Source organism: Ferrovibrio sp. (genome assembly GCF_041906005.1).
Classification (GTDB): Bacteria; Pseudomonadota; Alphaproteobacteria; order Ferrovibrionales; family Ferrovibrionaceae; genus Ferrovibrio.
In genome coordinates this window covers 2172073-2194741 of sequence record NZ_JAYRJY010000001.1, presented here as the reverse complement: position 1 = coordinate 2194741, position 22669 = coordinate 2172073, and the positions used below count along the sequence as shown (strand labels likewise).

At 64.1% G+C, this 22669-nt stretch carries 20 protein-coding genes and 1 riboswitch; of the genes, 5 read left to right on the top strand and 15 right to left on the bottom strand.

Translation table 11 applies throughout. The features are described from left to right. Window position 1: 1 nt before the first annotated feature. The 6 genes from ACE3OO_RS10725 to ACE3OO_RS10700 form a co-directional block, all read right to left on the bottom strand. A complete protein-coding gene (locus ACE3OO_RS10725; RefSeq protein WP_374302646.1) occupies window positions 2–3331 on the bottom strand; it encodes a DUF2126 domain-containing protein in 3330 nt (1109 codons plus the stop codon). 131 nt (window positions 3332–3462) lie between these two features. Continuing rightward, window positions 3463–5052 (bottom strand): gamma-glutamyltransferase family protein, encoded by a 1590-nt coding sequence (locus tag ACE3OO_RS10720; RefSeq protein ID WP_374302644.1) that lies wholly within the window; start codon window positions 5050–5052, stop codon window positions 3463–3465. 64 nt (window positions 5053–5116) lie between these two features. Further along, a complete protein-coding gene (locus tag ACE3OO_RS10715) occupies window positions 5117–6442 on the bottom strand; it encodes a TRAP transporter large permease subunit (RefSeq protein ID WP_374302642.1) in 1326 nt (441 codons plus the stop codon). Continuing rightward, a complete protein-coding gene (locus ACE3OO_RS10710) occupies window positions 6429–6989 on the bottom strand; it encodes a TRAP transporter small permease subunit (RefSeq protein ID WP_374302640.1) in 561 nt (186 codons plus the stop codon). Before ACE3OO_RS10710 ends, ACE3OO_RS10715 begins: the two co-directional genes overlap by 14 nt. 9 nt (window positions 6990–6998) lie before the next feature. Then, window positions 6999–8108 carry a TRAP transporter substrate-binding protein gene (locus ACE3OO_RS10705; protein WP_374302638.1) on the bottom strand — a complete coding sequence of 370 codons (1110 nt, stop codon included), beginning with the start codon at window positions 8106–8108 and terminating at the stop codon, window positions 6999–7001. A gap of 235 nt (window positions 8109–8343) precedes the next feature. Further along, window positions 8344–8838, bottom strand: a complete 495-nt coding sequence (locus ACE3OO_RS10700) for a GNAT family N-acetyltransferase (protein WP_374302636.1) — start codon at window positions 8836–8838, stop codon at window positions 8344–8346. Window positions 8839–8934: 96 nt separating this feature from the next. Here ACE3OO_RS10700 and ACE3OO_RS10695 point away from each other — a divergent pair, with 96 nt between their 5' ends. Next, window positions 8935–9414 carry a hypothetical protein gene (locus ACE3OO_RS10695; RefSeq protein ID WP_374302634.1) on the top strand — a complete coding sequence of 160 codons (480 nt, stop codon included), beginning with the start codon at window positions 8935–8937 and terminating at the stop codon, window positions 9412–9414. A 30-nt stretch (window positions 9415–9444) separates the two neighbouring features. Then, complete coding sequence (locus ACE3OO_RS10690; protein ID WP_374302632.1) at window positions 9445–10209, top strand: RluA family pseudouridine synthase; 765 nt, start codon at window positions 9445–9447, stop codon at window positions 10207–10209. A 61-nt stretch (window positions 10210–10270) separates the two neighbouring features. On the opposite strand, the gene cydB is transcribed toward ACE3OO_RS10690, so the two are convergent. Together cydB and ACE3OO_RS10680 are read right to left on the bottom strand one after the other, a co-directional pair. Next, on the bottom strand, window positions 10271–11278 hold the full coding sequence (cydB, locus tag ACE3OO_RS10685) for a cytochrome d ubiquinol oxidase subunit II (RefSeq protein WP_374302630.1): 1008 nt from the start codon (window positions 11276–11278) through the stop codon (window positions 10271–10273). 14 nt (window positions 11279–11292) lie between these two features. Continuing rightward, the gene (locus tag ACE3OO_RS10680; protein WP_374302628.1) at window positions 11293–12702 is read right to left on the bottom strand and encodes a cytochrome ubiquinol oxidase subunit I; all 1410 of its coding nucleotides are present in this window, start codon (window positions 12700–12702) and stop codon (window positions 11293–11295) included. Window positions 12703–12974: 272 nt separating this feature from the next. On the opposite strand from ACE3OO_RS10680, the gene ACE3OO_RS10675 reads away from it, so the two are divergent. The 3 genes from ACE3OO_RS10675 to ACE3OO_RS10665 all read left to right on the top strand — a co-directional run bounded on the left by ACE3OO_RS10675 (window position 12975) and on the right by ACE3OO_RS10665 (window position 16502). Further along, complete coding sequence (locus ACE3OO_RS10675; protein ID WP_374302626.1) at window positions 12975–14423, top strand: DHA2 family efflux MFS transporter permease subunit; 1449 nt, start codon at window positions 12975–12977, stop codon at window positions 14421–14423. Continuing rightward, window positions 14420–15244 (top strand): hypothetical protein, encoded by an 825-nt coding sequence (locus ACE3OO_RS10670; RefSeq protein WP_374302624.1) that lies wholly within the window; start codon window positions 14420–14422, stop codon window positions 15242–15244. Before ACE3OO_RS10675 ends, ACE3OO_RS10670 begins: the two co-directional genes overlap by 4 nt. A 76-nt stretch (window positions 15245–15320) precedes the next feature. Then, a complete protein-coding gene (locus ACE3OO_RS10665) occupies window positions 15321–16502 on the top strand; it encodes an aminotransferase (RefSeq protein ID WP_374302622.1) in 1182 nt (393 codons plus the stop codon). A 111-nt stretch (window positions 16503–16613) separates the two neighbouring features. Here the strand turns inward: ACE3OO_RS10665 and ACE3OO_RS10660 are convergent, their stop codons facing one another. The 7 genes from ACE3OO_RS10660 to ACE3OO_RS10630 form a co-directional block, all read right to left on the bottom strand. Then, entirely contained in the window at window positions 16614–17126 is a 513-nt protein-coding gene (locus ACE3OO_RS10660) for a 6,7-dimethyl-8-ribityllumazine synthase (protein WP_374302621.1), read from the bottom strand. A gap of 104 nt (window positions 17127–17230) precedes the next feature. Next, window positions 17231–17386, bottom strand: a riboswitch (FMN riboswitch). Between the two features lie 71 nt (window positions 17387–17457). Next, window positions 17458–18567 (bottom strand): NADH:flavin oxidoreductase/NADH oxidase, encoded by a 1110-nt coding sequence (locus ACE3OO_RS10655; RefSeq protein ID WP_374302619.1) that lies wholly within the window; start codon window positions 18565–18567, stop codon window positions 17458–17460. A gap of 92 nt (window positions 18568–18659) precedes the next feature. Next, window positions 18660–19286 (bottom strand): TIGR02466 family protein, encoded by a 627-nt coding sequence (locus ACE3OO_RS10650; RefSeq protein WP_374302617.1) that lies wholly within the window; start codon window positions 19284–19286, stop codon window positions 18660–18662. Between the two features lie 57 nt (window positions 19287–19343). Beyond that, entirely contained in the window at window positions 19344–20057 is a 714-nt protein-coding gene (locus ACE3OO_RS10645; RefSeq protein WP_374302615.1) for an ABC transporter ATP-binding protein, read from the bottom strand. Next, complete coding sequence (locus tag ACE3OO_RS10640) at window positions 20054–20806, bottom strand: ABC transporter ATP-binding protein (protein ID WP_374302613.1); 753 nt, start codon at window positions 20804–20806, stop codon at window positions 20054–20056. The genes ACE3OO_RS10645 and ACE3OO_RS10640 overlap by 4 nt, the downstream gene beginning before the upstream one ends. Further along, the gene (locus ACE3OO_RS10635) at window positions 20803–21801 is read right to left on the bottom strand and encodes a branched-chain amino acid ABC transporter permease (protein WP_374302611.1); all 999 of its coding nucleotides are present in this window, start codon (window positions 21799–21801) and stop codon (window positions 20803–20805) included. Before ACE3OO_RS10635 ends, ACE3OO_RS10640 begins: the two co-directional genes overlap by 4 nt. After that, a complete protein-coding gene (locus ACE3OO_RS10630) occupies window positions 21798–22664 on the bottom strand; it encodes a branched-chain amino acid ABC transporter permease (RefSeq protein ID WP_374302609.1) in 867 nt (288 codons plus the stop codon). Before ACE3OO_RS10630 ends, ACE3OO_RS10635 begins: the two co-directional genes overlap by 4 nt. Between the last annotated feature and the right edge of the window lie 5 nt (window positions 22665–22669).

Below are 22669 nucleotides of genomic sequence, written 5' to 3'. Positions count from 1 at the left end.
TTTACCCGGTTCGCAGATCGAGGGTAAGCGGCTGTTCGCGCGCCGGGCCCAGCGGCGGCATCGGCATCGGGCCCGGCGTATGGCCGATGGCGAAGAACCGCGCCCGTCGCCGCGCCTCAGCCTCGTTCCCATTCACCGGGAAGGTGTCGTAATTGCGCCCGCCTGGATGGGCCACATGATAGCTGCAGCCGCCAAGCGAACGGCCGTTCCAGCCATCAAACAGATCGAAGCTGAGCGGTGTATGCACGCCGATGGAAGGATGCATGGCGCTGGGCGGGTCCCACGCCTTGTAACGCAGACCGGCGACATATTCGCCGGGCACACCGGTGGCCCGCAAAGGCAGCGCGCGGCCATTCACCGCCACCACATGGCGGCCATCGACCAGCCCCCTCACCTTCACCTGCATGCGTTCGACCGATGAATCGACGAAGCGCACCGTGCCGCTGCCGGTCGCCTCCTCGCCCAGCACATGCCAGGGCTCCAGCGCATGCCGCAATTCCAGTTCGATGCCACGTGTGGCGATCTCGCCGATTTTTGGAAAACGGAATTCGGCATGGGCGGCGAACCATTCGGGGTCGAAGCCGAAGCCACGCTCGACCAGATCCTCCAGCACATCGCTGAAATCCTGCAGACAGAAATGCGGCAGCAGAAATTGGTCATGCAGGCGCGTGCCCCAGCGCACGGGTTTGCGCGTATAGGGCCGATCCCAGAAGGCGGCGATCAGGCTGCGCAGCAGCAGTTGCTGCGCCAGGCTCATGCGCGCATCCGGCGGCATCTCGAAGGCGCGCAACTCCACCAGGCCAAGCCGACCGGTGGGGCCGTCGGGCGAATAGAGCTTGTCGATGCAGAATTCGGTGCGGTGCGTGTTGCCGGTGATATCGACCAGCACGTTGCGGAAGATGCGATCGACCAGCCACAGGGGCGGGTTCGGATTATTCGCCACCTGCTCGAAGGCGATGTCCAGGTTGACCAGCGCATCGTCGCGCCCCTCGTCCACACGCGGATGCTGTGAGGTCGGGCCGATGAACAGGCCGGAGAACAGATAGGACAATGAAGGATGGTTCTGCCAATACCCGACCAGGCTGTGCAGCAGGTCGGGTCGGCGCAGGAAGGGGCTGTCGGGCGGCGTGGCCGCCCCCATGACAACATGATTGCCGCCGCCGGTGCCGACATGGCGGCCATCGAGCATGAATTTCTCGGTGCCGAGCCGGGTCTGCCGCGCCTCCTCATACAATACCGTGGTGCGCTCGGTCAGTTCGCGCCAGTCGGCCGAGGGATGGATGTTCACCTCGATCACGCCGGGATCGGGCGTGACGCTGAAATGTAGCAGCCGCGCATCGCGTGGCGGCAGGTAACCTTCGATCACCACCTTGCGGCCCAGCGTCGCCGCCGTATCCTCGATGGCGGTAACGAGATCGAGGTAATCCTCGACCTGTTCCAGCGGCGGCATGAATACATGCAGCAGGCCGCCGCGTGGCTCGATGCACATGGCGGTGCGCACCGCGCCGGCATCGGATTGCTGGTTGGCCGGCAGCGGTCTTTGCTCGCGCGGAAGCGTCTCGTAAGTTTGCCCGCGCGCCCAGGCCTGCATGCGATCAGCCACCACATGGTGTGCCTGTCGGAAGCGTTCATGCGGCGGCAATGGTGGCAGGTTCTGCATCGGATCGGGCGCGTATTGATACGGATAATCCCTCGCCACCACCCAGGGCAGGGAATCGAGCGGCAGCCGGAAGCCCATGGGTGAATCGCCGGGCAGCAGGTACATGGTCTGCGGCCGGAAGAACCAAGGGCCCGAACGCCAGCGTTTCGATCCGTTCAGCCCTTCGCGCTGCAACGGCAGGGCATAACCCACCACCCTGTCGAGTCCCTGTTCGAATATGCGGGCCAGCCGCGCGCGTTCTTCCGGATCGTCCAGATGCGACTGGAAGGGATCGACATTCACCGGCAGGCGGCGCTCGCGCCACAGGTAATACCAGAGGTCTTCGTAACCCGGGATGCGATAGCCGGGATCGAGTTGCAGGCGTTCGGCCAGCGCGGCGGCGAAGATATCGGCATCCCGCGGCGTGGCGCCGTCGCCGGCATCCTCATCGGCCGCCAGCAATGCGCGGTCACGCCAGACCGGCTCGCCATCGCGACGCCAGTGGCAGGACAATGCCCAGCGCGGCAACTGCTCGCCCGGATACCATTTGCCCTGGCCGTAATGCAGCAGGGGCGAGACCGCGAAACGGTCGGCCAGACGGCGCAGCAGGCGGCCGGCCAGCAGGCGTTTGTTCGGCCCCAGCGCGGCGGTGTTCCATTCCGCGCCATCCATATCGTCGAGGGAAACGAAGGTCGGCTCGCCGCCCATGGTCAGCCGCACATTGCCGCTTTGCAACCGGGCGTCCACTGCGTCGCCAAGCAACAGCATCTTCTGCCAGTTCTCGTCCGAGATCGGTTTGGTGACGCGCGGCGTTTCGTGGAAACGCGTCACCTTCATCTCGTAGGAAAAATCCACCTCGGCTTTTTCCAACGCGCCGCTGATCGGTGCCGCCGATTGCGGTTCGGGCGTGGCGGCCAGCGGGATATGCCCCTCGCCCGCCATCAGGCCCGAGGTGGGATCCAGGCCGATCCAGCCCGCACCGGGCAGATAGACCTCGACCCAGGCATGCAGGTCGGTGAAATCGGCGACCGGCCCTTCGGGACCATCGAGCGGCTTGATATCGGCCACCAGCTGGATCAGGTAGCCCGAGACGAAACGCGTGGCGAACCCCAGATGCCGCAGCGCCTGCACCAGCAGCCATGACGTGTCGCGACAGGAGCCGCTTTTGCGCTGCAGCGTTTCCTCCGCGCTCTGCACGCCCGGTTCCATGCGGATGAGGTACTTGATTTCCTGGCTCAGGCGCCGGTTCAGGCCGACGAGGAAATCGACGGTGCGGGCCTTGTCGCGCGGCACGGTGGCGAGCCACTGACTGAGCAGCCGGCCGGGCGGATCGACGCGCTGGAACGGCGCCAGTTCCTGCTCCAGGCCGGGGTCGTAGTCGAAGGGGAAATGCTCGGCGTCGGGTTCGAGGAAAAAATCGAAGGGGTTGATCACCGCCATGTCAGCGACCAGATCGACCACCACCTCGAAGACATCGGTGCGTTCGGGGAAGACCAGGCGGGCGAGATAATTGCCCTGCGGATCCTGCTGCCAGTTGATGAAATGATCCTTGGGCTGGATCTTGAGCGAATAGCTCAGCACCGGCGTACGGCTATGCGGGGCCGGACGCAGGCGCACCGTCTGCGGCCCGAGGCTGATCAGCCTGTCGTAACGATAGGTGGTGCGGTGGTGCAGCGCGACCTGAATGCTCATGTCCGATCCCGGCGGTTTCCAGCCGGAACGATGCAATCGGTATGCCGGCCGGCTTGTCCAGCCTAAACCGGAAATGCGGCAGACCTGTTGCCCTAAGCCGGGCCACGGCGGCGGATTTTTAGGCAGAAGCGTCAGAATCCGGCGGCGGCGCCGTCGCTGCGTGGATCGGTGGCGCCTTCCAGCACGCCGTCCGCATACTGCACGATGGCGCCCGCATGGCCCATGGTGCCGGTGAAATCCTCCAGGATTTCCACATTATGGCCGGCGGCTTTCAGCGCCGCGACCAGGGCCGGATCGAAACGGCTTTCCAGTTTCAGCGTCACGCTGTTTTCGCCCCAGGTCTTGCCCAGCAACCAGCGCGGCGCAGTGATCGCCTGCTGCAGTCCCTCGCCGAACATGGCATAGCGCGTGAACAAGGCGGACTGCGTCTGCGGCTGGCCCTCGCCGCCCATGGTGCCATAGACCATGACGCGGCCATCGGCAAAGCGCGCCAGCGCCGGGTTGAGCGTGTGGAAAGGCATGCGGCCGGGCGCGAGAAGGCGCGGGGAGTTTCCGTCGAGCAGGAAGCTGGAACCGCGATTCTGCCAGTTGATGCCAGTTTCCTCCAGCACGCAGCCCGAGCCGAATTCGAAATAGATCGACTGGATGAAGCTGACCGCCACGCCATTGCCATCGATGGCGCCCATCCAGGTGGTGTCGCCGCCCGAGGCGGGCTGCGGCCAGGGCAGCGCCTTTTTACGGTCGATGCGAGCGGCCAGTTCATCCAGCTTGGCCGCTTCGAGATACTTCTCCGGTGCCTCGGGCATCACATCCGGATCGCCGACGATACGATCGCGCACGATGAATGCCTGCTTGGTGGCTTCCACCAGGCCATGGATATGATCGAAACCTTCCGCCGCGCGCACACCCAGCCGGTCGAACAAGGCCAGGATCATCAGCGAGGCCAAACCCTGCGTGGGCGGCGGGAAGTTGAAAAGTTTCGCCCTCGCGATATCGACGCTGAGCGGCGCAACGCGGCGAGCCTGGTGGCGAGCGAGGTCCTCGGCCGAAACCGGGCTGCCAATGCGAGCCAGATCGGCCGCAATACGCCTAGCCAGATCGCCGCGATAGAAATCCTCCGTGCCCTTGGCACCGATAACCTTCAGCGTGGCACCCAATGCAGGCAGCTTCATCAGGCTGCGCTCGGCGGGCGGTTTGCCGTTGGGCAGGAAGCGCGCCGCGAAGCCGGGCACATCTTTCAGCTCGGGCAGCTTGGCTGTGGTGAGATCATGCTGGCTCTGCGTCACCGCGAAACCGTTTTCGGCATGCCAGGCGGCATCCTGCACCAGACGAGAAAGTGGTAACTGGCCGCCCAGTTCGGCGCTGAGCTTCAGCGCCTCGCCCCAGCCGCTGACCGTGGCGGCTACGGTATTGGCTGCCAGCGGGCCGCGCCAGGGAATGCTGCTCAGGCCCTGCGCCTTGTACAGGTCCGGCGTCACCTTTGCCGCCGCACGGCCGCAGGCCTCGATGGCGATCACGTCGCGCCCCGGCACGGCGATCAGCCAGAAACCATCGCCGCCGATGCCGGTCATGTGCGGGTAGACCACGGTGAGCGCTGCGGCCATCGCGGCCGTGGCCTCGATGGCGTTGCCGCCCTCGCGCAGAACGGCCAGGCCGGCCTCGGCGGCCAGATGATGGGGGGCGGTGACCATGCCCCGGCGGGCGCGCGGTGTGTTCAGCATGACTGCTCTTTACGACAAGGCTGCGCCGGATGCCAGCGCCACCCATCGTCCTTCACCAGCCCTTTCACCACCCAATGGCGCGTGGCAGCCAGGTGGCGATCGATGGCGTGTAGAACAGGATCACCACGGCCAGTATCTGCAGGGCGATGAACGGCACCACACCCTTGTAGATATCCATGGTGGTCACCTGCGGTGGCGCCACGCCGCGCAGGTAGAACAGCGCCCAGCCGAATGGCGGCGTCAGGAAGGAGGTCTGCATATTGAGTGCGATCAGGGTGGCGACCCAAACCAGATCAACATTGGCTGCCTGCAGGATCGGCAGGAACAGCGGCACGACGATATAGCTGATCTCGATCCACTCGATGAAAAAACCGAGGATGAAAATCAGGATCATCATGAACCACAGCACACCCTCGATGCCGCCGGGCACCAGCTTGAAGAAATCATGCACCAGCTGTTCGCCCTGCAGGCCACGGAAAGCCAGCGCAAAGACCTGGGCGCAGATCAGGATGAACATCATCGACGCCGTGATCCGACCGGTGGCGTAAACGGTTTCCTTCAGCATGGCCCAGTTCAGCCGGCCGGCGATGGCAGCCACCAGGATGCTGCCCAGCGCGCCCATTGAGGCAGCCTCTGTGGGCGCGGCGATGCCGCCAATGATCGACCCCAGCACGGAGAGCACAAGCGCAATCGGCGGCAGACCGACCTTGAAGGTCTTGCGCAGCAATTCCTGCCGGCTCATGGCGAATCGCTCTTCCTGCGGAATCGGCGGCACCATCTCGGGTTTGAAGATGCCAATCAGCAGCAGGAAGACACAAAAAATGCCCGACAGCAGCAGGCCGGGCAACACCGCGGCAGCGAACAGCGTGCCCACCGATTGGCCCAGAATGTCGGCCAGCAGGATGATCAGCGTGCTGGGCGGAATGATCTGGCCCAGCGTGCCCGAGGCGCAGATGGTGCCGCAGGCGATGCTCTTGTTATAGCCGCGCCGCAGCAGCGTCGGCAGCGTGAGCAGGCCCAGCGTGACGATGGTGGCGCCGACGATGCCGGTGGTGGCGCCCATCAGCACGCCGACCAGCACGATGCCGATCCCCATGCCGCCACGCAGCCCGCCGGAAAGATGCCCGATCACCTCCATCAGTTCGTCGGCGATGCGGGATTTCTCCAGCATCATGCCCATGAAAACGAAGAGCGGGATGGCGATCAGCGTGTAATTGGCGGTGACGCCAAATATACGGGCCGGCAACAGGTTGAACAGCAGCGAGCCGAAGCCGATCCAGCCGAAGAAAAAACCACTGATGGCAAGCGTGAGCGCAACCGGGATACCGAGTGCAAGCAGGACGAAGAAGGAGGCGATGCAGGACAGCGCCAGGATTTCATTCAGCGGCATGTTCAAACGGACGATCGGGTTGGGACTCGGGCGGGATATGGCCGCCGAAGAACGGGATCAGGGCACGCAGGGTGGCGGCCAGGCTCTGGATCAGCAGCAGCAGGAAGCCAAGCGGGATCATCGCCTTCAGCATGAAACGATATGGCAGGCCGCCGGGATCGGGTGATTTCTCGCCGATCGCATAGGACTGCATCACATAACCCAGAGACAGCTGGATGATGATGACCGCGAAGGCGACGGCGACGAGGCAGGATATGACTTCCAGCACCTGTTTAAGGCGCGCCGGGAAGCGGCCATAGAGAATATCCACCCGCACATGGCCTTCGTGCTTGATCGCATAGGCCATGCAAAGCAGCGATACCGGCGCCATGAGATGCCATTCCAGTTCCTGCATCGCCACCGACCCGGTATGGAAGGCGTAGCGCAGCAGCACGTTGAAGGCCATGACGCAGACCAGCGCGAAGCCGGTCCAGGATGCGAGGCGCCCCGCATGCTCGACTACGAGATCGAGCATGCGGGCGCCGGACTCAAGACGCGACGCAAACATGGAATCAGATCATGCCTTGCTGAGCTGGCCGCGGATTTGTGTCTGGTAGACCGATTCCGAAATACCAGCCCATTTGTCGTGGTTGGCCTTGAAGGTCATGAAGGCATCATGAACTTTCTTGATCGACGGATCCTTGGCGGCGCCGTCGTTCAGCACCGCCTCGGTGGCATCCTTCAGCTTGGCCACCACCTGCGGCGGCAGCGGCTGGGCGATCACACCCTGGTTCTTGACCAGATCGTCCAAGGCCTCGGCATTGGTGGCCTCGCACCAGGTGTGGCTGATCGTGTTGCAGGCGGCGGCTGCGGCGCGCACGATTTCCTGCAGGTCGGCCGGCAGCGATGCCCAGGCCTTCTTGTTGATGATCAGTTCGGTGACGTTGGACGGCTCGTGCCAGCCGGTGGTGTAGTAGTATTTCGCCGCTTTCTGCAGGCCGAGGCGACGATCCTGGTAGGGCCCGACAAACTCGGCGGCATCGATCACGCCGCGCTCCAGCGCTGGGAAGATTTCACCGCCGGGCAGCAGCTTCACATCGACGCCCAGCGTGGCATAGACCTTGCCGGCCAGGCCAGGGATGCGCATCTTCAGGCCCTTGTAATCCTCCACGCCAGTGATCGGCTTGCGATACCAGCCGGTCATCTGCACGCCGGTATTGCCCATTGCCATCGGCAACAGATCGAAGGGCGCGTAGAGATCCTCCCAAAGCTTCTGGCCGCCACCGTGATAGAGCCAGGCGGTCATGCCCTGGAAATTCAGGCCGAACGGAACCGTGGTGAAATACTGCGCGGCGGGAATCTTGCCGGCCCAGAAATAGCTGTTGGCGGCATTCATCTCGACGATGCCCTTCGACACCGCATCGAAGCCTTCCAGCGCGGGAATCAGTTCGCCGGCGGCGAAATGCTGGATCACCAGCCGGCCGCCCGACATCTTCTTCACCATTTCGCAGAAATCGGTCGGGCTGCCCGGACCGGCCACGTAGAACGGCGAGCCGGGGCCATAGGCATTGGTCATCTTCCACTGGAAGGTTTTACCCTGCGCCGTGGCGATATTGGGCTTGGCGAAGGTGGCGGCTGCGGCAGCGCCCCCGAGCAGACCGGCTTTCACGAAGGAACGGCGTTTCATGGCATGCCTCTTTTCTTGCTGCGGTATGAGTCCGGGAAAGACCTAGCCGTGTATGCAATCGATATGCCATGGCTGCGCCATGCCTATGAAATTGGTACAGCCTTGTTTTCCTGATTGCTTCACCGCAAGGCGCGAACCAATTCGCCAGCGCGCGACAATGTCGGTTTCATGTGATGCCGCATTACGCGGCAACGCGATTGCGCCGGAATGCCGATTTGTGCGGCAGAATTCCGATCTAGGATACGCGGCGCGACATATAGACGACCGGCAGGCTTTCACCGCCAGCCGGCATCACGCCATGGCTTTCGGCCACATAGCCAAGCCGCTCATACAAAGGCACGGCATTGATGTTGGCGCGCACATACAGATGCGGATACCCCGCGGCGGCAGCGGCGGCCTCGGCGGCGCGTACCATCGCATGACCCAGGCCGCGTCGGGCCCAGTCGGGATGCACGAAGACCTTGCGGATACGGGCGGTCTGCGGTCGGTCGGGGAATTCCAGCCAGCCGGCTGTGGCGATAAGGGTGCCTGCCGGATGGCACGCCAGGATCAGATGCGAGCGCGCGAGATCGGCCGCGTACGCCTCGGCGGCGATCAGGGCTTCATGAGCGACGATCTGTGCCGGCGTATGGTGGCCGGCGGCGAGTTGGCGGAAAGCCAGCGCATGCAGGACGCGCACGGCGGCGGCATCGCTGGGCTGATAGGGTGTCAGGACTATGTCTTCAGGCAATCGCGTGCTGTGAGGCATGACCGCGAGGGTAGGAATCCGTAAACGGAACGGTCAAGCCGCCGCGAAGCTGCCGCATTCTTTTGTCTGGATCGCTGCATGAAACATAGGTTCCTCATTCCCTTGCTCGGCTTTCTTGCGCTGCTGGCCGCCTGCGCCGACCGCGTGGCACCGGACCAGATCATGCTGCCGGTCCGCGCGCAGCAGGGCGAGGACTGGAGTCGGTTCCTGCCAGGCCTCTATCCCGGCCTGATGGCCTGTCTTGCCGCGCACCCGGCGCAGCCCGCGCGGGCCGACGAGGTGGTGCCGCAGAATCACGGCATGATCCTGGTACGCGTCACCGGCAGCGACGGAAAGGGGTATGACTGCGAGGCTGGCAGCGGCGGCAATCCGACGCCGCGCCTCAGCCCGGTGGAAGGACGGCCGCTGAAAGGCCCGGCCTTCACCCCGGCCAACATGCCCGAACCCTTCGCGGATTGCATATTGCCCGAGCCGGTGCTGGCCCGTGATGGGCGGCTGCTTGGCTGGCTGAGTTATCGTCGCGCCGACTGTACCGGAACGGGCACAGCACGCCCCTGAAGCAACATGCGACTTGACGCGGAGGCCGGGATGCCGAAGGTGTCGAGCATGAAATCGATCCTCACCGCCGCCCAGATCGAGGCCCGTCTGCTGTATCGCGACGGGCTGATGCTGGTGCTCGACAAGCCGGCCGGCCTGCCGGTGCATGCCGGACCGGGCGGCGGCGACAACCTGGAGCGCTATTTCGCCTTCCTGCGCTTCGGCCTGCCGCGTCCGCCGGCCCTGGCGCATCGGCTGGACCGCGACACCTCGGGCTGTCTGGTCCTGGGCCGGCATCCCAAGGCGTTGCGCAAACTGGGCAAGCTGTTCCAAGAGGGCAAGGTCGAGAAGGTCTACTGGGCGGTGACGCGCGGCCGGCCGGACCAGGCCGAAGGCCGCGTGGATGCGCCGCTGAAGAAACTCACCACGCGCAATGGTGGCTGGCATATGGCGATCGCCGAGGATGGCCAGCATGCCGTGACCGATTACCGCCTGCTGGGTGCCGCCGACGGGATGAGCTGGATCGAATGCCGGCCACGTACCGGACGCACGCATCAGATCCGGGTACATCTGGCCTCGTTGGGCTGCCCTATCCTGGGCGATGCGCAATACGGCGAGACATCGCAGCAGACCCTGCATCTGCACAGCCGCAGCATCACCCTGCCGCTGTATCCCTCGCGCGCGCCGGTCAGCATCAGCGCACCACCACCCGCGCATATGCTGGTCGCACTGGCAGCCTGCGGCTATTCAGCCCTTGAGCACGAGCCGCAGGACAAGACCGATACCGGCGACGGCCAGCACGCCACCGGCCCATAAGGCGGCAAACCATAGCAGCCGCTGCCATAACGGGGCCGCTGATTCTTCAGTGATACGGCCTTCAGTGGTAATGCGCATGACGATCCACCTTGCCGCGGAAAACCCAGTAGGCATAGCCAGTATAGGCCAAGATGATGGGCAGCAGCACCACGGCGCCGATCAGCAGAAAACCCAGCGAGGCATCGGGTGCCGCCGCATCCCAGATGGTGATGGATGGCGGCACCATCAGAGGCCAGAAGCTGATGCCCAGGCCGGTATACGACAGCACGAACAGCGCCAGCGCAGCAAGGAATGGCTGGGCCGGACGTTTGTAATCATGCAGGCCGCGCCACAGAAAGCCGGCCGCCAGCAGCACCAGCAATGGCATCGGCGCGGTGAGCGCGATATTGGGCCAGGCAAACCAGCGGCCGAGGAATTGCGGATCGAGCAGCGGTGTCCACAGGCTGACCAGGCCGATCAGTACAATCAGTAAAACGCTCAGTCGCCGCGCCAGCAGATAGCCACGATCCTGGATGCCGCCATCGGTCTTGATGATCAACCAGCAGGCACCGAGCAAGGTGTATCCCACCACCAGGGCAATACCGGTGAGAATGCTGAATGGCGTGAGCCAATCCCACCAGCCGCCGGCATAGGCACGGTCCACCACACGGATGCCCTGGACCAGACCGCCCAATGCAATACCCTGCATCAGCGCGGCTGCCAGCGAACCGAGCGCGAAACTCCAGTCCCACACCGCTTTCCAGCGGCGCGTGCGCCAGCGGAATTCAAACGCCACGCCGCGGAAGATCAAACCGAGCAGCATGACGGTGATCGGGGCATAGAGCGCCGGCAACACGATCGCATAGGCCAGCGGGAACGCCGCCAGCAGGCCCCCGCCGCCCAGGATCAGCCAGGTCTCGTTGCCGTCCCACACGGGCGCAACCGTGTTCATCAGCGTGTCGCGCTCCTTTTCCTGCTTGAACAGCGGGAACAAAATGCCGATGCCGAGGTCGAAACCGTCGAGGATCACATAGGCCAGCACGGCGAAGGCGATCAGTACGGCCCAGATAAGGGGAAGATCGAGGGTCATGACGGCACCTCCCATCACTCGGCCGGACGATCAAGCTGCTGCGGCAGCAGCCCCGCTGCCGGCGTGATGCCGGCAGCACGCAATGGCTCGTGCATTTCGGGTTGGCCGCTGCCGGGCGTCTTGCCCATCAGGCGCAGCAGGTAGAACACGCCAGCACCGAAAACGGCGAAGTACACGACGATGAAGGCCAGTAACGAGGCAGTCACGCCGGGCAGGCCGATGGGCGAGACGGACTCGGCCGTGCGCAGCAGCCCATAGATGGTGAAGGGCTGGCGCCCAACCTCCGTGGTGATCCACCCGGCCAATACGGCGACGAAACCGCTGGGCCCCATCAGGATCGCGGCACGATGCAGCCAGGCATTGCGGTAGATTCGCCCGCCAAGGCGCATGACGAGGCTGACAAGCCCCAGTGCCGCCATCAGCAGGCCGAGACCGACCATGATACGGAAGCTCCAGAATACGGTGGCGGCCGGCGGCCAGTTTTCGCGCGGGAAATCCTTCAGGCCCTTCACCTCACCATCCCAGTCGTGGGTCAGGACCAGACTGCCGAGTTTCGGAATCTCGATGGCATATTTGGTTTCCGCCGCGTCGTTGTCGGGCAGGCCAAACAGGATCAGCGGCGCGCCGCGATAGGTATCGTAATGCCCCTCCATTGCCGCAATCTTGGCCGGCTGATGCTCCAGCGTGTTGAGTCCATGAAGGTCGCCGGCGAAAATCTGCACCGGCGCCACGATGGCTGCCATCCACATCGCCATCGAGAACATCACCCGCGCCGGTGCATTGCCGCGATCGCGCAAAAGGTGCCAGGCACCTACCGCGCCGACCACGAAGGCGGTGGTGAGATAGGCCGCCAGCACCATATGCACCAGGCGATAGGGGAAAGACGGATTGAAGATCACCACCCACCAATCCTCTGGCACGAACTGGCCGTTCGGTGCGATGGCATGGCCGGCCGGCGTCTGCATCCAGCTATTCACCGCCAGGATCCAGAAGGCCGAGAAGAAGGTGCCGGCAGCCACCATCAGCGTGGCGAAGGCATGCAACCCCTTGCCGACGCGCTGCATGCCGAACAGCATGACGCCGAGAAAACCGGCTTCGAGGAAAAAGGCCGACAGCACCTCGTACCCCATGAGCGGCCCGATGATCGGCCCTGCCTTGTCGGAAAAGACCGACCAATTGGTGCCGAACTGATAGCTCATCACCAGACCCGACACGACGCCCATGCCGAAGGTGACGGCGAAAATCTTCAGCCAGAAGCGGAAGACCTGCATATAGATCTCGTGTTTGGTCGCGAGCCACAGGATTTCCAATACGGCGAGATAGCTAGCCAGCCCGATGGTGAAGGCCGGGAAGACGATATGAAATGACACCGTGAAGGCGAATTGCAGCCGGGCGAGAAAGACGGGATCGAGCAGCGCTTGCATCAGGGGCCTCCGGTCGAGGGAACAACGCGGAATGTGGCAAAGCGTTCGATCAGGCTAACGCCATTTGCCGGATGTGAAAAGAAATGCCGCATGGATGCCGATGGTCAATTGCAGGCGCGCCGCGCGAATTGCCGCACTGCGGCATGGGGTCGCGCGGCGATAATGCCGGATATTGCAGATCGGCCCTGCAGCATTTGCAGGGATCGTGGCGGCAATTGCGTGTATGATGCCAATTTGCCGTTTCCTGTCCGCCAACCCCAACCTCATCACCGATGCTGATTCCGCTTATCGTTGCCTGCGCGCTGTTCATGGAAAACCTGGACTCCAGCGTGCTGGCCACCGCCCTGCCCAGCATCGCGGCATCCTTGGGTGAGAGCCCGCTCAAGCTCAACCTCGCCATCACCTCTTACCTGTTCAGCCTGGCGGTTTTCATCCCGGTCAGCGGCTGGGTGGCCGACCGCTTCGGGGCGCGGACCGTGTTTCGCGCCGCCATTGCCGTTTTCACCATCGGCTCCCTGCTCTGCGGCCTGGCGGATTCCTTCTGGACCCTGGTTGGCGCCCGCGTGTTGCAGGGGCTGGGCGGCGCCATGATGGTGCCGGTGGGCCGGCTGGTCATGCTGCGCTCGATTCCGAAATCCGAACTGGTTCGCGCCATCGCCTGGCTTACCGTGCCGGCGCTGGTCGGCCCTGTGATCGGCCCGCCGCTGGGCGGCTTCCTCACCACCTATCTCTCCTGGCGCTGGATCTTCTGGATCAACCTGCCGATCGGCCTGCTGGGGATGGTGCTGGTCACGCTCTATATCCCCAACATACGCGAGGATAATGTGCCGCCGCTGGACTGGCGCGGCTTCCTGCTCTCAGCGCTTGGGCTCTGCGGCCTGGTCTTTGGCTTCGAGACCATCGGGCGCGGCCTGCTGCCCGATGCCGTGGTGGCCGGCCTGCTGGTGATGGGCAGCATCGGCATCGGACTCTATATCCGCCATGCACGGCGCCATCCCCATCCCGTGCTGGATCTGAAACTGCTGCGCGTGCCGACTTTCCGCATCAGCGTGCTGGGTGGATTTCTGTTCCGCATCGGCGTCGGCGCCCTGCCCTTCCTGCTGCCTCTGATGCTGCAACTCGGTTTCGGGCTCACGGCATTTGAGTCGGGCATGCTCACCTTCGTCTCGGCCGCCGGCGCCCTCACCATGAAAATAGCGGCCGGACCGATCCTGCGCCGCCTGGGCTTTCGCAACGTGCTGATCGGCAATGCGGTCTTAAGCGGCGCCTTCATCGCCATTTGCGGCCTGTTCCGGCCCGATACGCCGCATCTGCTGATCCTCGGCCTGCTGCTGTTCGGCGGATTCTTCCGTTCGCTGCAATTCACCAGCATCAACACCCTCGCGGTTTCCGACATCGAGAATGCGCGCATGAGCCGCGCCACCAGTTTCACCAGCATGATGCAGCAACTGTCGCTGTCGGCAGGCGTGGCGGTGGGGGCCATGGTGCTGCATGCCACCGTCACCTGGAGTGGCGGCATGGAGAAAATCGGCCCCGCCGATTTCACCCCGGCCTTCCTCACGGTTGGCGTCACCGCGATGCTGTCGACCATCATTTTTCTGCGCCTGCCGGCCGATGCCGGCGCAGCGGTCAGCGGTCATCGCCTGTTCGCGCCGACCCAGCGCCTGAGCCAGGGTACGCCGCTGCAACCCGGCGACCAATCCACCGACAAGACGCCATGAACATCTTGGATATCGCATGGCTGGCCATTCTGGCCCGCGGCCTTGCCACCGCCTGTTTCGTCGGCGGTGTGATCGCACTGATGGAGCGCAGCTCACCATTCATCGGCGGGATCGTGCTGGCTTTGCCGATCGTCACCGCGCCGGCCTATCTGTTTCTGCTGCTGCAGCATGATGCGGGCTTCATCGCCACCGCCGCGCAAGGCAGCCTTGCCACCATCGGCGCCGTGCTGTTGTTCATCGCCGTGGTGATCGGCCTGATACGGCACCTGCCCATGCCGGCCGCGCTGGCCTGCGCGCTGGGCACATGGTTTGCCGTCGGCCTGACGATCCGCTTGCTGCCGGCCAGTCTGCTGACCTCGCTGGGTGTTCTGGCAATTGCTGCGCTGATCGCCTGGCAGGCAGGCCGCGCCGTGCCGTTGACCGCGCCGGCCGCGCGCAGCCGTTCGCCGATATTCGAGATTGTGCTGCGCGGCGCCATGGCCGGTGCATTGGTGATCGGCGTCAGCCTGCTGGCAGAACTGTTCGGCCCGCGCATCGCCGGCATCTTCGCATCCTTCCCGGTGGCATTGCTGGCGGTCTGCTGGTTCCTGCCGCGCCGGCTGGATGCTGCCGGTATCCGTGCCGCCATGCGCGCGACCCAGATCGGCATGGTCAGCCATATCCCCTTTTTCTGCTGCCTGATCCTGCTCGGACCTGCCTTTGCCGCCGCCGGCCTGCCGCGATTTGCCGCCTTTACGCTGGGGGTTACCGGTTCCCTGCTGGTGGCGCTGACGCTTGGCCTGCTGCGCCGGCGGCAGATGAAACGGGTTAACACAACCTGACACCCAACCTGACCCTTTTGGCCGGCCCGGCCGCGTGCTACATGGCGCCATCCATAAAACCAGCCTGTCCGCCGCCATGACCATCCGCCTGAATCCGATCTTCGCCGACGCCCCCACCACGATCTTCGAGACCATGTCTCGGCTGGCGTTGCAGCATGATGCGATCAATCTGGGCCAGGGCTTCCCCGACGATCCGGGCCCCGAGGACGTACGCGCCAAGGCGGCGCAGGCCGTGGTGTCGGGCTGGAACCAGTATCCGCCGATGATGGGCCTGCCCGAGCTGCGCCAGGCGGTGGCCGAGCATTACAAACGTTTTCACAAACTCGACCTCGACTGGCAGAGCGAGGTGATGATCACCTCGGGCGCCACGGAAGCCCTGGCCGACAGCCTGCTGGCGCTGATCGAGCCGGGAGACGAGGTCGTGCTGTTCCAGCCGATGTATGATGCCTATCTGCCGCTGGTGCAGCGTGCTGGCGGCATCGCCAAATTCGTCACCCTGCGCCCGCCGCACTGGCGGCTGGACGAAGCCGCGCTGGAAGCCGCCTTCTCACCGAAAACCAAGGCGGTGGTGTTCAACAACCCGCTCAATCCCACCGCCACGGTGTTCCCGCGCGAGGACCTGGAGCTGCTCGGCCGCTTTCTGGTGAAATACGACGCCATCGCGATCTGCGACGAGGTCTGGGAGCATGTGCTGTTCGATGGCCTGAGCCACACGCCGCTGATTGCCATTCCCGGCCTGCGCGAACGCTGCATCAAGATCGGATCGGCGGGCAAGATCTTTTCGCTCACCGGCTGGAAGGTCGGCTTCGTCTGCGCGGCGCCGCAGATCATGAAGGTGCTGGCCAAGGCGCACCAATACGTCACTTTCACCACACCGCCCAACCTGCAAACCGCCGTCGCCTATGGCCTGGGCAAGACGGATGAGTATTTCGCCGGCATGCGCCAGACCCTGCAGACGGCACGTGACCGTTTCGCTTCAGGTCTGACCGAGGCCGGCCTCACCGTGCTGCCCAGCAAGGCGACTTATTTCCTCAATGTCGACCTCGCGCCGATCTATGCAAAAAAGGGCAGCAACGCCATCGACGATGCCGATTTCTGCACCCGCATGGTCGAACAGGCGAAGGTGGCCGCCATCCCGGTCAGCGCCTTCTATGCCGAGGACCATGTGCGCAGCGTGGTGCGTTTCTGCTTCGCCAAGAGCTACGACAAGCTGGACGGCGCGGTGGAGCGGATTGCGAAATTTATCAGCAAAGGCTGAAATTAAGGCCCCCACCGTCATGGCCGGGCCCAGGAAAGCCTCTTGACCCGGCCATTCCGATGCCTTCAAAGACGTGGATGCCCGGCACAAGGCCGGGCATGACGCTTGTTTCTAGGTAGCGCGCTTTAGACTACCAATATTCTTCAGCGTCGCCGCACAGGCCAAGGCCACCTCGCGGCCCTTCACCACGAAATGATCGGCGAAGAAATGCCGATGCTCTTCATGCTCGTGGAACCGCAGCGGCGTGAGCACACAACTCAGCACCGGCACCGCGGTTTCGAGCTGCACCTGCATAAGGCCCTTGATCACCGCATCGGCCACGAAATCGTGGCGATAGATGCCGCCATCCACCACGAAGCCGGCGGCGACGATGGCGTGATAGCGCCCGCTCTGGGCCAGCAATTTGGCCTGCAGCGGGATTTCGAAGGCACCGGGCAGTTCAAAACGGTCGATACTGCCCTGACGCAGGCCGGCCTTGCCCATTTCGGCCAGGAAACTCTCCCAGGCTTTGTCCACGATGTCGCGGTGCCAGCAGGATTGCACGAAGGCGACCCTGACGGCCTGACTGCCGCCGGCATCGAGATGGAACGACGAGGGGATATGTTCTGCTTGGCTCTGATTCATGATGGCGTCCTTTCCTCTGCCATTGCCAGAATCAGGGCGCACGGCGACAGAGGCGCGGCCGCCTGTGCGGCGCAAAGCCGCACAGCCGTCCGACACGGACTGCGCACCGTTCTCTTCCATCCGGACTGTAACCGTCGGCTTCGGCCTTGCACCGAATCTGCTGACCCCGGCCACCGCATGAAAGCGGCCGGGCGCTCGCGGGCTTGCATCCGAAGATGCTTACCGCCGGTGGGGACTTTCACCCCGCCCTGAGAACGTGACCGGCCGGCTCATCCGGACGGTCCCATCCTGAATAGGACGGGACGAGGCCAACGGCAAGACTATCGTAACGTCAACGCGCGGCCTTCAGCATTTCGCGCGGGGTATCCACGCCGCGCACACGACCGCGCAGATACTGCGGCGGCACATGAACGTCGGCGCCAAGCGCATCGGCGGCACGCCAGGGCCAGAAAGGATCGTTCAGCAAAGCCCGCGCCATCGCCACCAGATCGGCACGACCCTCCTGCACGATGGTTTCGGCCTGGGCCGGCTCGGTGATCAGGCCGACCGCCATGGTGACCAGACCGGTGGCCTTCTTCACGGCTTCGGCAAACGACACCTGATAACCCGGACCGGTGACGATTTTCTGCTGCGGCGAGACGCCACCGGAGCTGACATCAACAAAATCGCAGCCCCGCTCCTTCAACGCGGAGGCGAAACGGATCGCATCGGCGACTTCCATACCTTCCGCGCCCATCCAGTCGCTGCCGGTGATGCGGATGCCGAGCGGCTTGTGCGCCGGCCAGACGGCGCGCACGGCATCAAACACTTCGAGTGGGAAACGCAGGCGGTTGTCGAGGCTACCGCCATAAAGGTCATTGCGCCGGTTGGAAATCGGCGAGGTGAACTGATGTAGCAGATAGCCATGGGCACCGTGCAGCTCGATCAGGTCGACGCCGGCGCGGTCGGCACGCTGCGCGGCTTCGACGAAATCTCGTTTCACCCGTGCAAGGCCTTCCTCGTCCAGCGCCTGCGGCACATGCCAGCCTTCGCCATGGGGCAGCGCACTGGGGGCCTCGGTGAGCCAGGCTTCCGCCCCAGTCAGCGGCTTGCCGCCACGCCAGGGCAGATCGGTGGACGCCTTGCGGCCGGCATGGGCCAGCTGGATGCCAAACGGCGCGCGACCGAAACGTTTCAGATCAGCGGCGATGGCGGCAAGCTCGGCCTCCTGCACGGCGTTGTACAGGCCGAGGCAGCCCGGCGTGATGCGGCCCTGTGGGCTGACATGGGTGGCCTCTGCGATAATCAGGCCAAGACCGGCAGCGGCATAGCGGCCGAGATGAATGCGATGCCAGCCATTGGGCACACCGTCGGTGGCGGAATACTGGCACATCGGCGATAGCACGATGCGGTTGGGCAGCGTGACGGAACGGAGCTGCAGGGGCTCGAACAGGGCGGACATGTCTGGGATACCGGAGGCTGATGGGAAGGGTGCCGCTTGAGTGTGGCGCAGCGCGCCGCGATTTCAAGCACATGATTGCCGGCGTACCAATCTCAGGATTGGTCGCGCCAGGCGTAGTTGAAGCTGATCGATATACGTTCCCGCCTGGTGAAGCTGGGCGGCACTTCGTGGCGCAGCCAGCTTTCGAACAGCACCAGGCTGCCCGCCCTGGGCTTCACGCTGTAATGCAGTTTCTCGCGCGGCGGCAGGTCGTCACGTTTCGGCGGGGCAGCCATCAGGCGGTCCAGCCGCGGATCCTCGAACTTGATCGCCGCCGCGCCGCGCGGTGTCTGCACGTAATATGTGCCGCTGATGAAACTCAGGGGATGCAGGTGCAGGCCATGAGTGACCGGGCCGGCCATCATGTTGACCCAGCAATCGGTCATCTCCAGCCGGCGGCCGCGCATGTCGTAACCCAGCGCCTTCGCATAGGCTTTCACATGCGGATCGATGGCCTTTTCCAGCGCGGCAAAGCCCGAGGAAATGCAATGCAGCCTGTCGTGGCTGCCATAAGACGTGTAGCCGCCCGGGTAATTCTTCGCGCTCCAGGCCTGGCCGGCGAGATCGGCCAGCCGCAGGCCATCGCATTCGTCGATCAGGTCGCGGTTGAAGCGTTCCAGGCCGCCCTTTTTCAGCGGCGCGGAATAGATGCGGGTCGGGAACAGGCTGAGCAGCGTCATGCCCGGGTTTTCCGCCAGCCGACACCGAATGTCAATTGGGCAGAATATCGATTGGCCTTAATGCGCCAGGCCCAGGCCGATGGCGGAATCAAGCAGGGCCTGATCGGCCAACAGCGCCTCGCTATGGCCTGCATGCACGATGCGGCCGCGATCCATGATCACCGCACGGCAGGTCATCTCCAGCGCCTGGGCGGCATGCTGCTCGACCAGGATCATGGCGAGGTCGCCACTGGCCGTCATGTCGGCGATGGCATGGCTGAGTTCCTCGACGATTACCGGGGCCAAGCCTTCCAACGGCTCATCGAGCAGCAGCAGACGTGGATTGAGCAGCAGGGCGCGGGCAATCGCCAGCATCTGCTGTTCGCCGCCGGAAAGCTGGTTGCCCATATTGCGCTCACGTTCGCGCAGGCGGGGGAAAAGCGCGTAGACTTTCTCAAGCGTCCATGGCCCGCGGCGGGCGGCGACCGTAAGATTTTCGCGCACGGTGAGAGACGGGAATATCCAGCGTTCCTGCGCCACCCAGCCCAGGCCCTGGGCGGCTCGCCGATGCGGCGGCAACGTGGCCATGTCATATCCCTTCCAGCGCAGCTTGCCGCCATGCAACTGGGCCGCGCCCATGATGGTGGCGATCAGCGTGCTTTTGCCCACGCCGTTGCGGCCCAGCAAGGCGAGCGATTCGCCCGGCTGCAGGCTGAGGCTGACACCATCCAGGATCACGGCGCGATCGTATCCGGCTGTGACATCATCGAGTTCCAGCAACGCGCCGCTCATGGAATCCCCGTATTGCCAAGATAGACGGTGCGCACCTGTGGATCCTCGGCAATTTCGGCCGGACTGCCCTCGACCAGGATAGCACCGGCGACCAGCACGGTGATGCGACTGGCGAATTTGAACACCAGATGCATGTCGTGTTCGATGAACAGCAGCGAGATATCGTCGGGCAGGCCGGCGATTACCTCGAACAATTCAGCGCTTTCGGCGGCGGGAATGCCGGCAGCCGGCTCATCCAGCAGCAGCACGCGCGGCCGCGCGGCCAGCGCCACTGCCACTTCCAGGATGCGCTGCTGCCCGTAAGCCAGCAGGCGGGTTTCGCGCTGGGCCACGGCACCCAGCCGCAGGCGCTGCAGGATTTCAGCCGCCTCGTCGAGCGCGGCGCGATGGTCACCGAGCGGCCGATGCCAGCGGCCGGTCAGGCCTTCGCGTTCACAGATCGCCAGCGCCACCGATTGCAGGGGCGTAAGGGCGGGAAACAGCGACGTGACCTGGAAGGTGCGCACCAGACCGCGTTTGACACGCTGGTCGGGCTTGAAGCCGGTGATCGCCTCGCCATGCAAATGGATATTGCCCGCCGATGGAGCGAGATGCCCGGTCAGCAGATTGATGAAGGTGGTCTTGCCGGCGCCATTCGGCCCCACCAGGGCATGGCGTGCGCCAGCAGGCAAGATGAAATCGATACTGCGCGCAACCTCAAGCGAGCCGAAGCTGAGGCAGAGCTTCCCGGTCTGCAATGCCGGTGTCACGCCCGGGCCTCCTTCCGACTGTCGTCCTTTCCGGCTGCTTCGCCGCGGTGGCGCCAGGCAGAAAGGATACGCGCCACGCCGCCGATCAGGCCACCCGGTGCAAACAGCACCACGATCACCATCACCGCACCGAGGCCGAATTGCCAGAATTCGGCGTTGAGATCCGATAGCCAGTCACGCGCCAGACTGAACAGCAGCGCGCCGAGCAGACCGCCATAGCGCCGGCCGCTGCCACCCAGCACCAGCATGATCAATACTTCGGCCGAATGCTTGAAGCTGAGCACCTCGAGCGCAACGAACTGCGTCGTCTGGGTGAGCAGGGCGCCGGCGATGCCGGCCAGGATCGCGGCCATCACATAAGCCTTGCGCAAGCGCCGGAGCGCGGCCGTGCCAATGGCCGCCATGCGGCGCGGATTCTCGCGCAGGCCCTGCAGGGCCAGGCCAAAGGGCGAAGCCACCACGCGGCTGACGAAGAGGAAGCACAACAGCAGTACAACGAAGCTGTAGAGGAAGGCGACGCGGCCAAAGAGATCGAAATTGAACAGGCCAAAGATCGGCGCGACCACCACGCCCTGCAAGCCGTCGTCACCGCCGGTGATGACGCGCAGCTTGCTGGCGCCTTCATAGAGCAGCAGCGAGATGCCTAGAGTGATCATCAGCTGCGCCAGATGCTGCACCCGCACGACCATGAAGCTACAGGCATAGCCGACCACGCCGGAAACAACCGCGGCAAGCAGCAGGCCGCTGAGCGGTTCGCTCCAGCCTTGTTGCGCCAGCAGGCCGGCAGCATAGGCACCGACACCGAAGAAGGCGGCATGGCCGAGCGAAACGATGCCGGCATAACCGATCAGCAGATCGAGCGACAGCGCGAACAGGCCGGCTATTGCGATCTGGCTGGCCAGCACGCAATAGGTGGGAAAGAATGCCAGAACCACACCGGGCATCAGCAGCCAGGCGGCGATCTCGGCATAGAGGCTGAACGGGCGGCGGATCATGCGCGTTTCCTCAACAGGCCCTGCGGCCGCCACATCAGCAAGGCCACCATCACGGCATAGATGATGAAGGCGCCGATCTCGGGGAGGAAATATTTTCCCGCCACATCGCAGATGCCGACGATGCAGGCCGCCAGCAGGGTGCCGCCGATGCTGCCCAGTCCACCGACCGACACGACAATCAGGAAGAAGACCAGGAATTTGAGCGGAAAGGCCGGATCGAGACCGAGAATCTGGATGCCCAATGCCCCTCCCAGCCCGGCCAGGCCGCTGCCGATGGCAAAGGTAGCGGCAAACACCACGCCAACCGGAATGCCCAGGCCGACCGCCATCACCGGATTGTCGACTGCGGCGCGCACACGGGCGCCAAAACGGGTGCGTTCGATGCCGAACACGACGCCCAGCATGACCAGCAGGCCAACACCGATCAGGAACAGGCGATAGATACCGATATCGAGGCCAAGCAGCCGCATCTGGCCTTGCAGGAAGGCGGGCAGGCGCACCGGCTGCTGGCTGGGGCCGAAGATATATGTGATCGCCGCGATAGCCATGAAGGTAAGCCCGATGGTGAACAACACCTGGTCGAGCTGGCTGCGGCGATAGAGATGCCGGTAGAGCAGGCGCTCCACGACAATACTGGCCACCGCCACCGCAACGAAGGCAGCCGGCAGACTGGCCAAGAACGGCCAGTCTGCATGCTGCATCAGGACGACGGCGACATAGCCCCCGAACATGGCGAAGACGCCATGGGCGAGATTGACGAATCCCATCAGCCCCATGGTAACCGACAGACCGATGCTGATGAGAAACAGCAGCATGCCATAGGCCAGGCCGTCGAACAGGACGCCGAGCAGGATTCCCAACATGACCG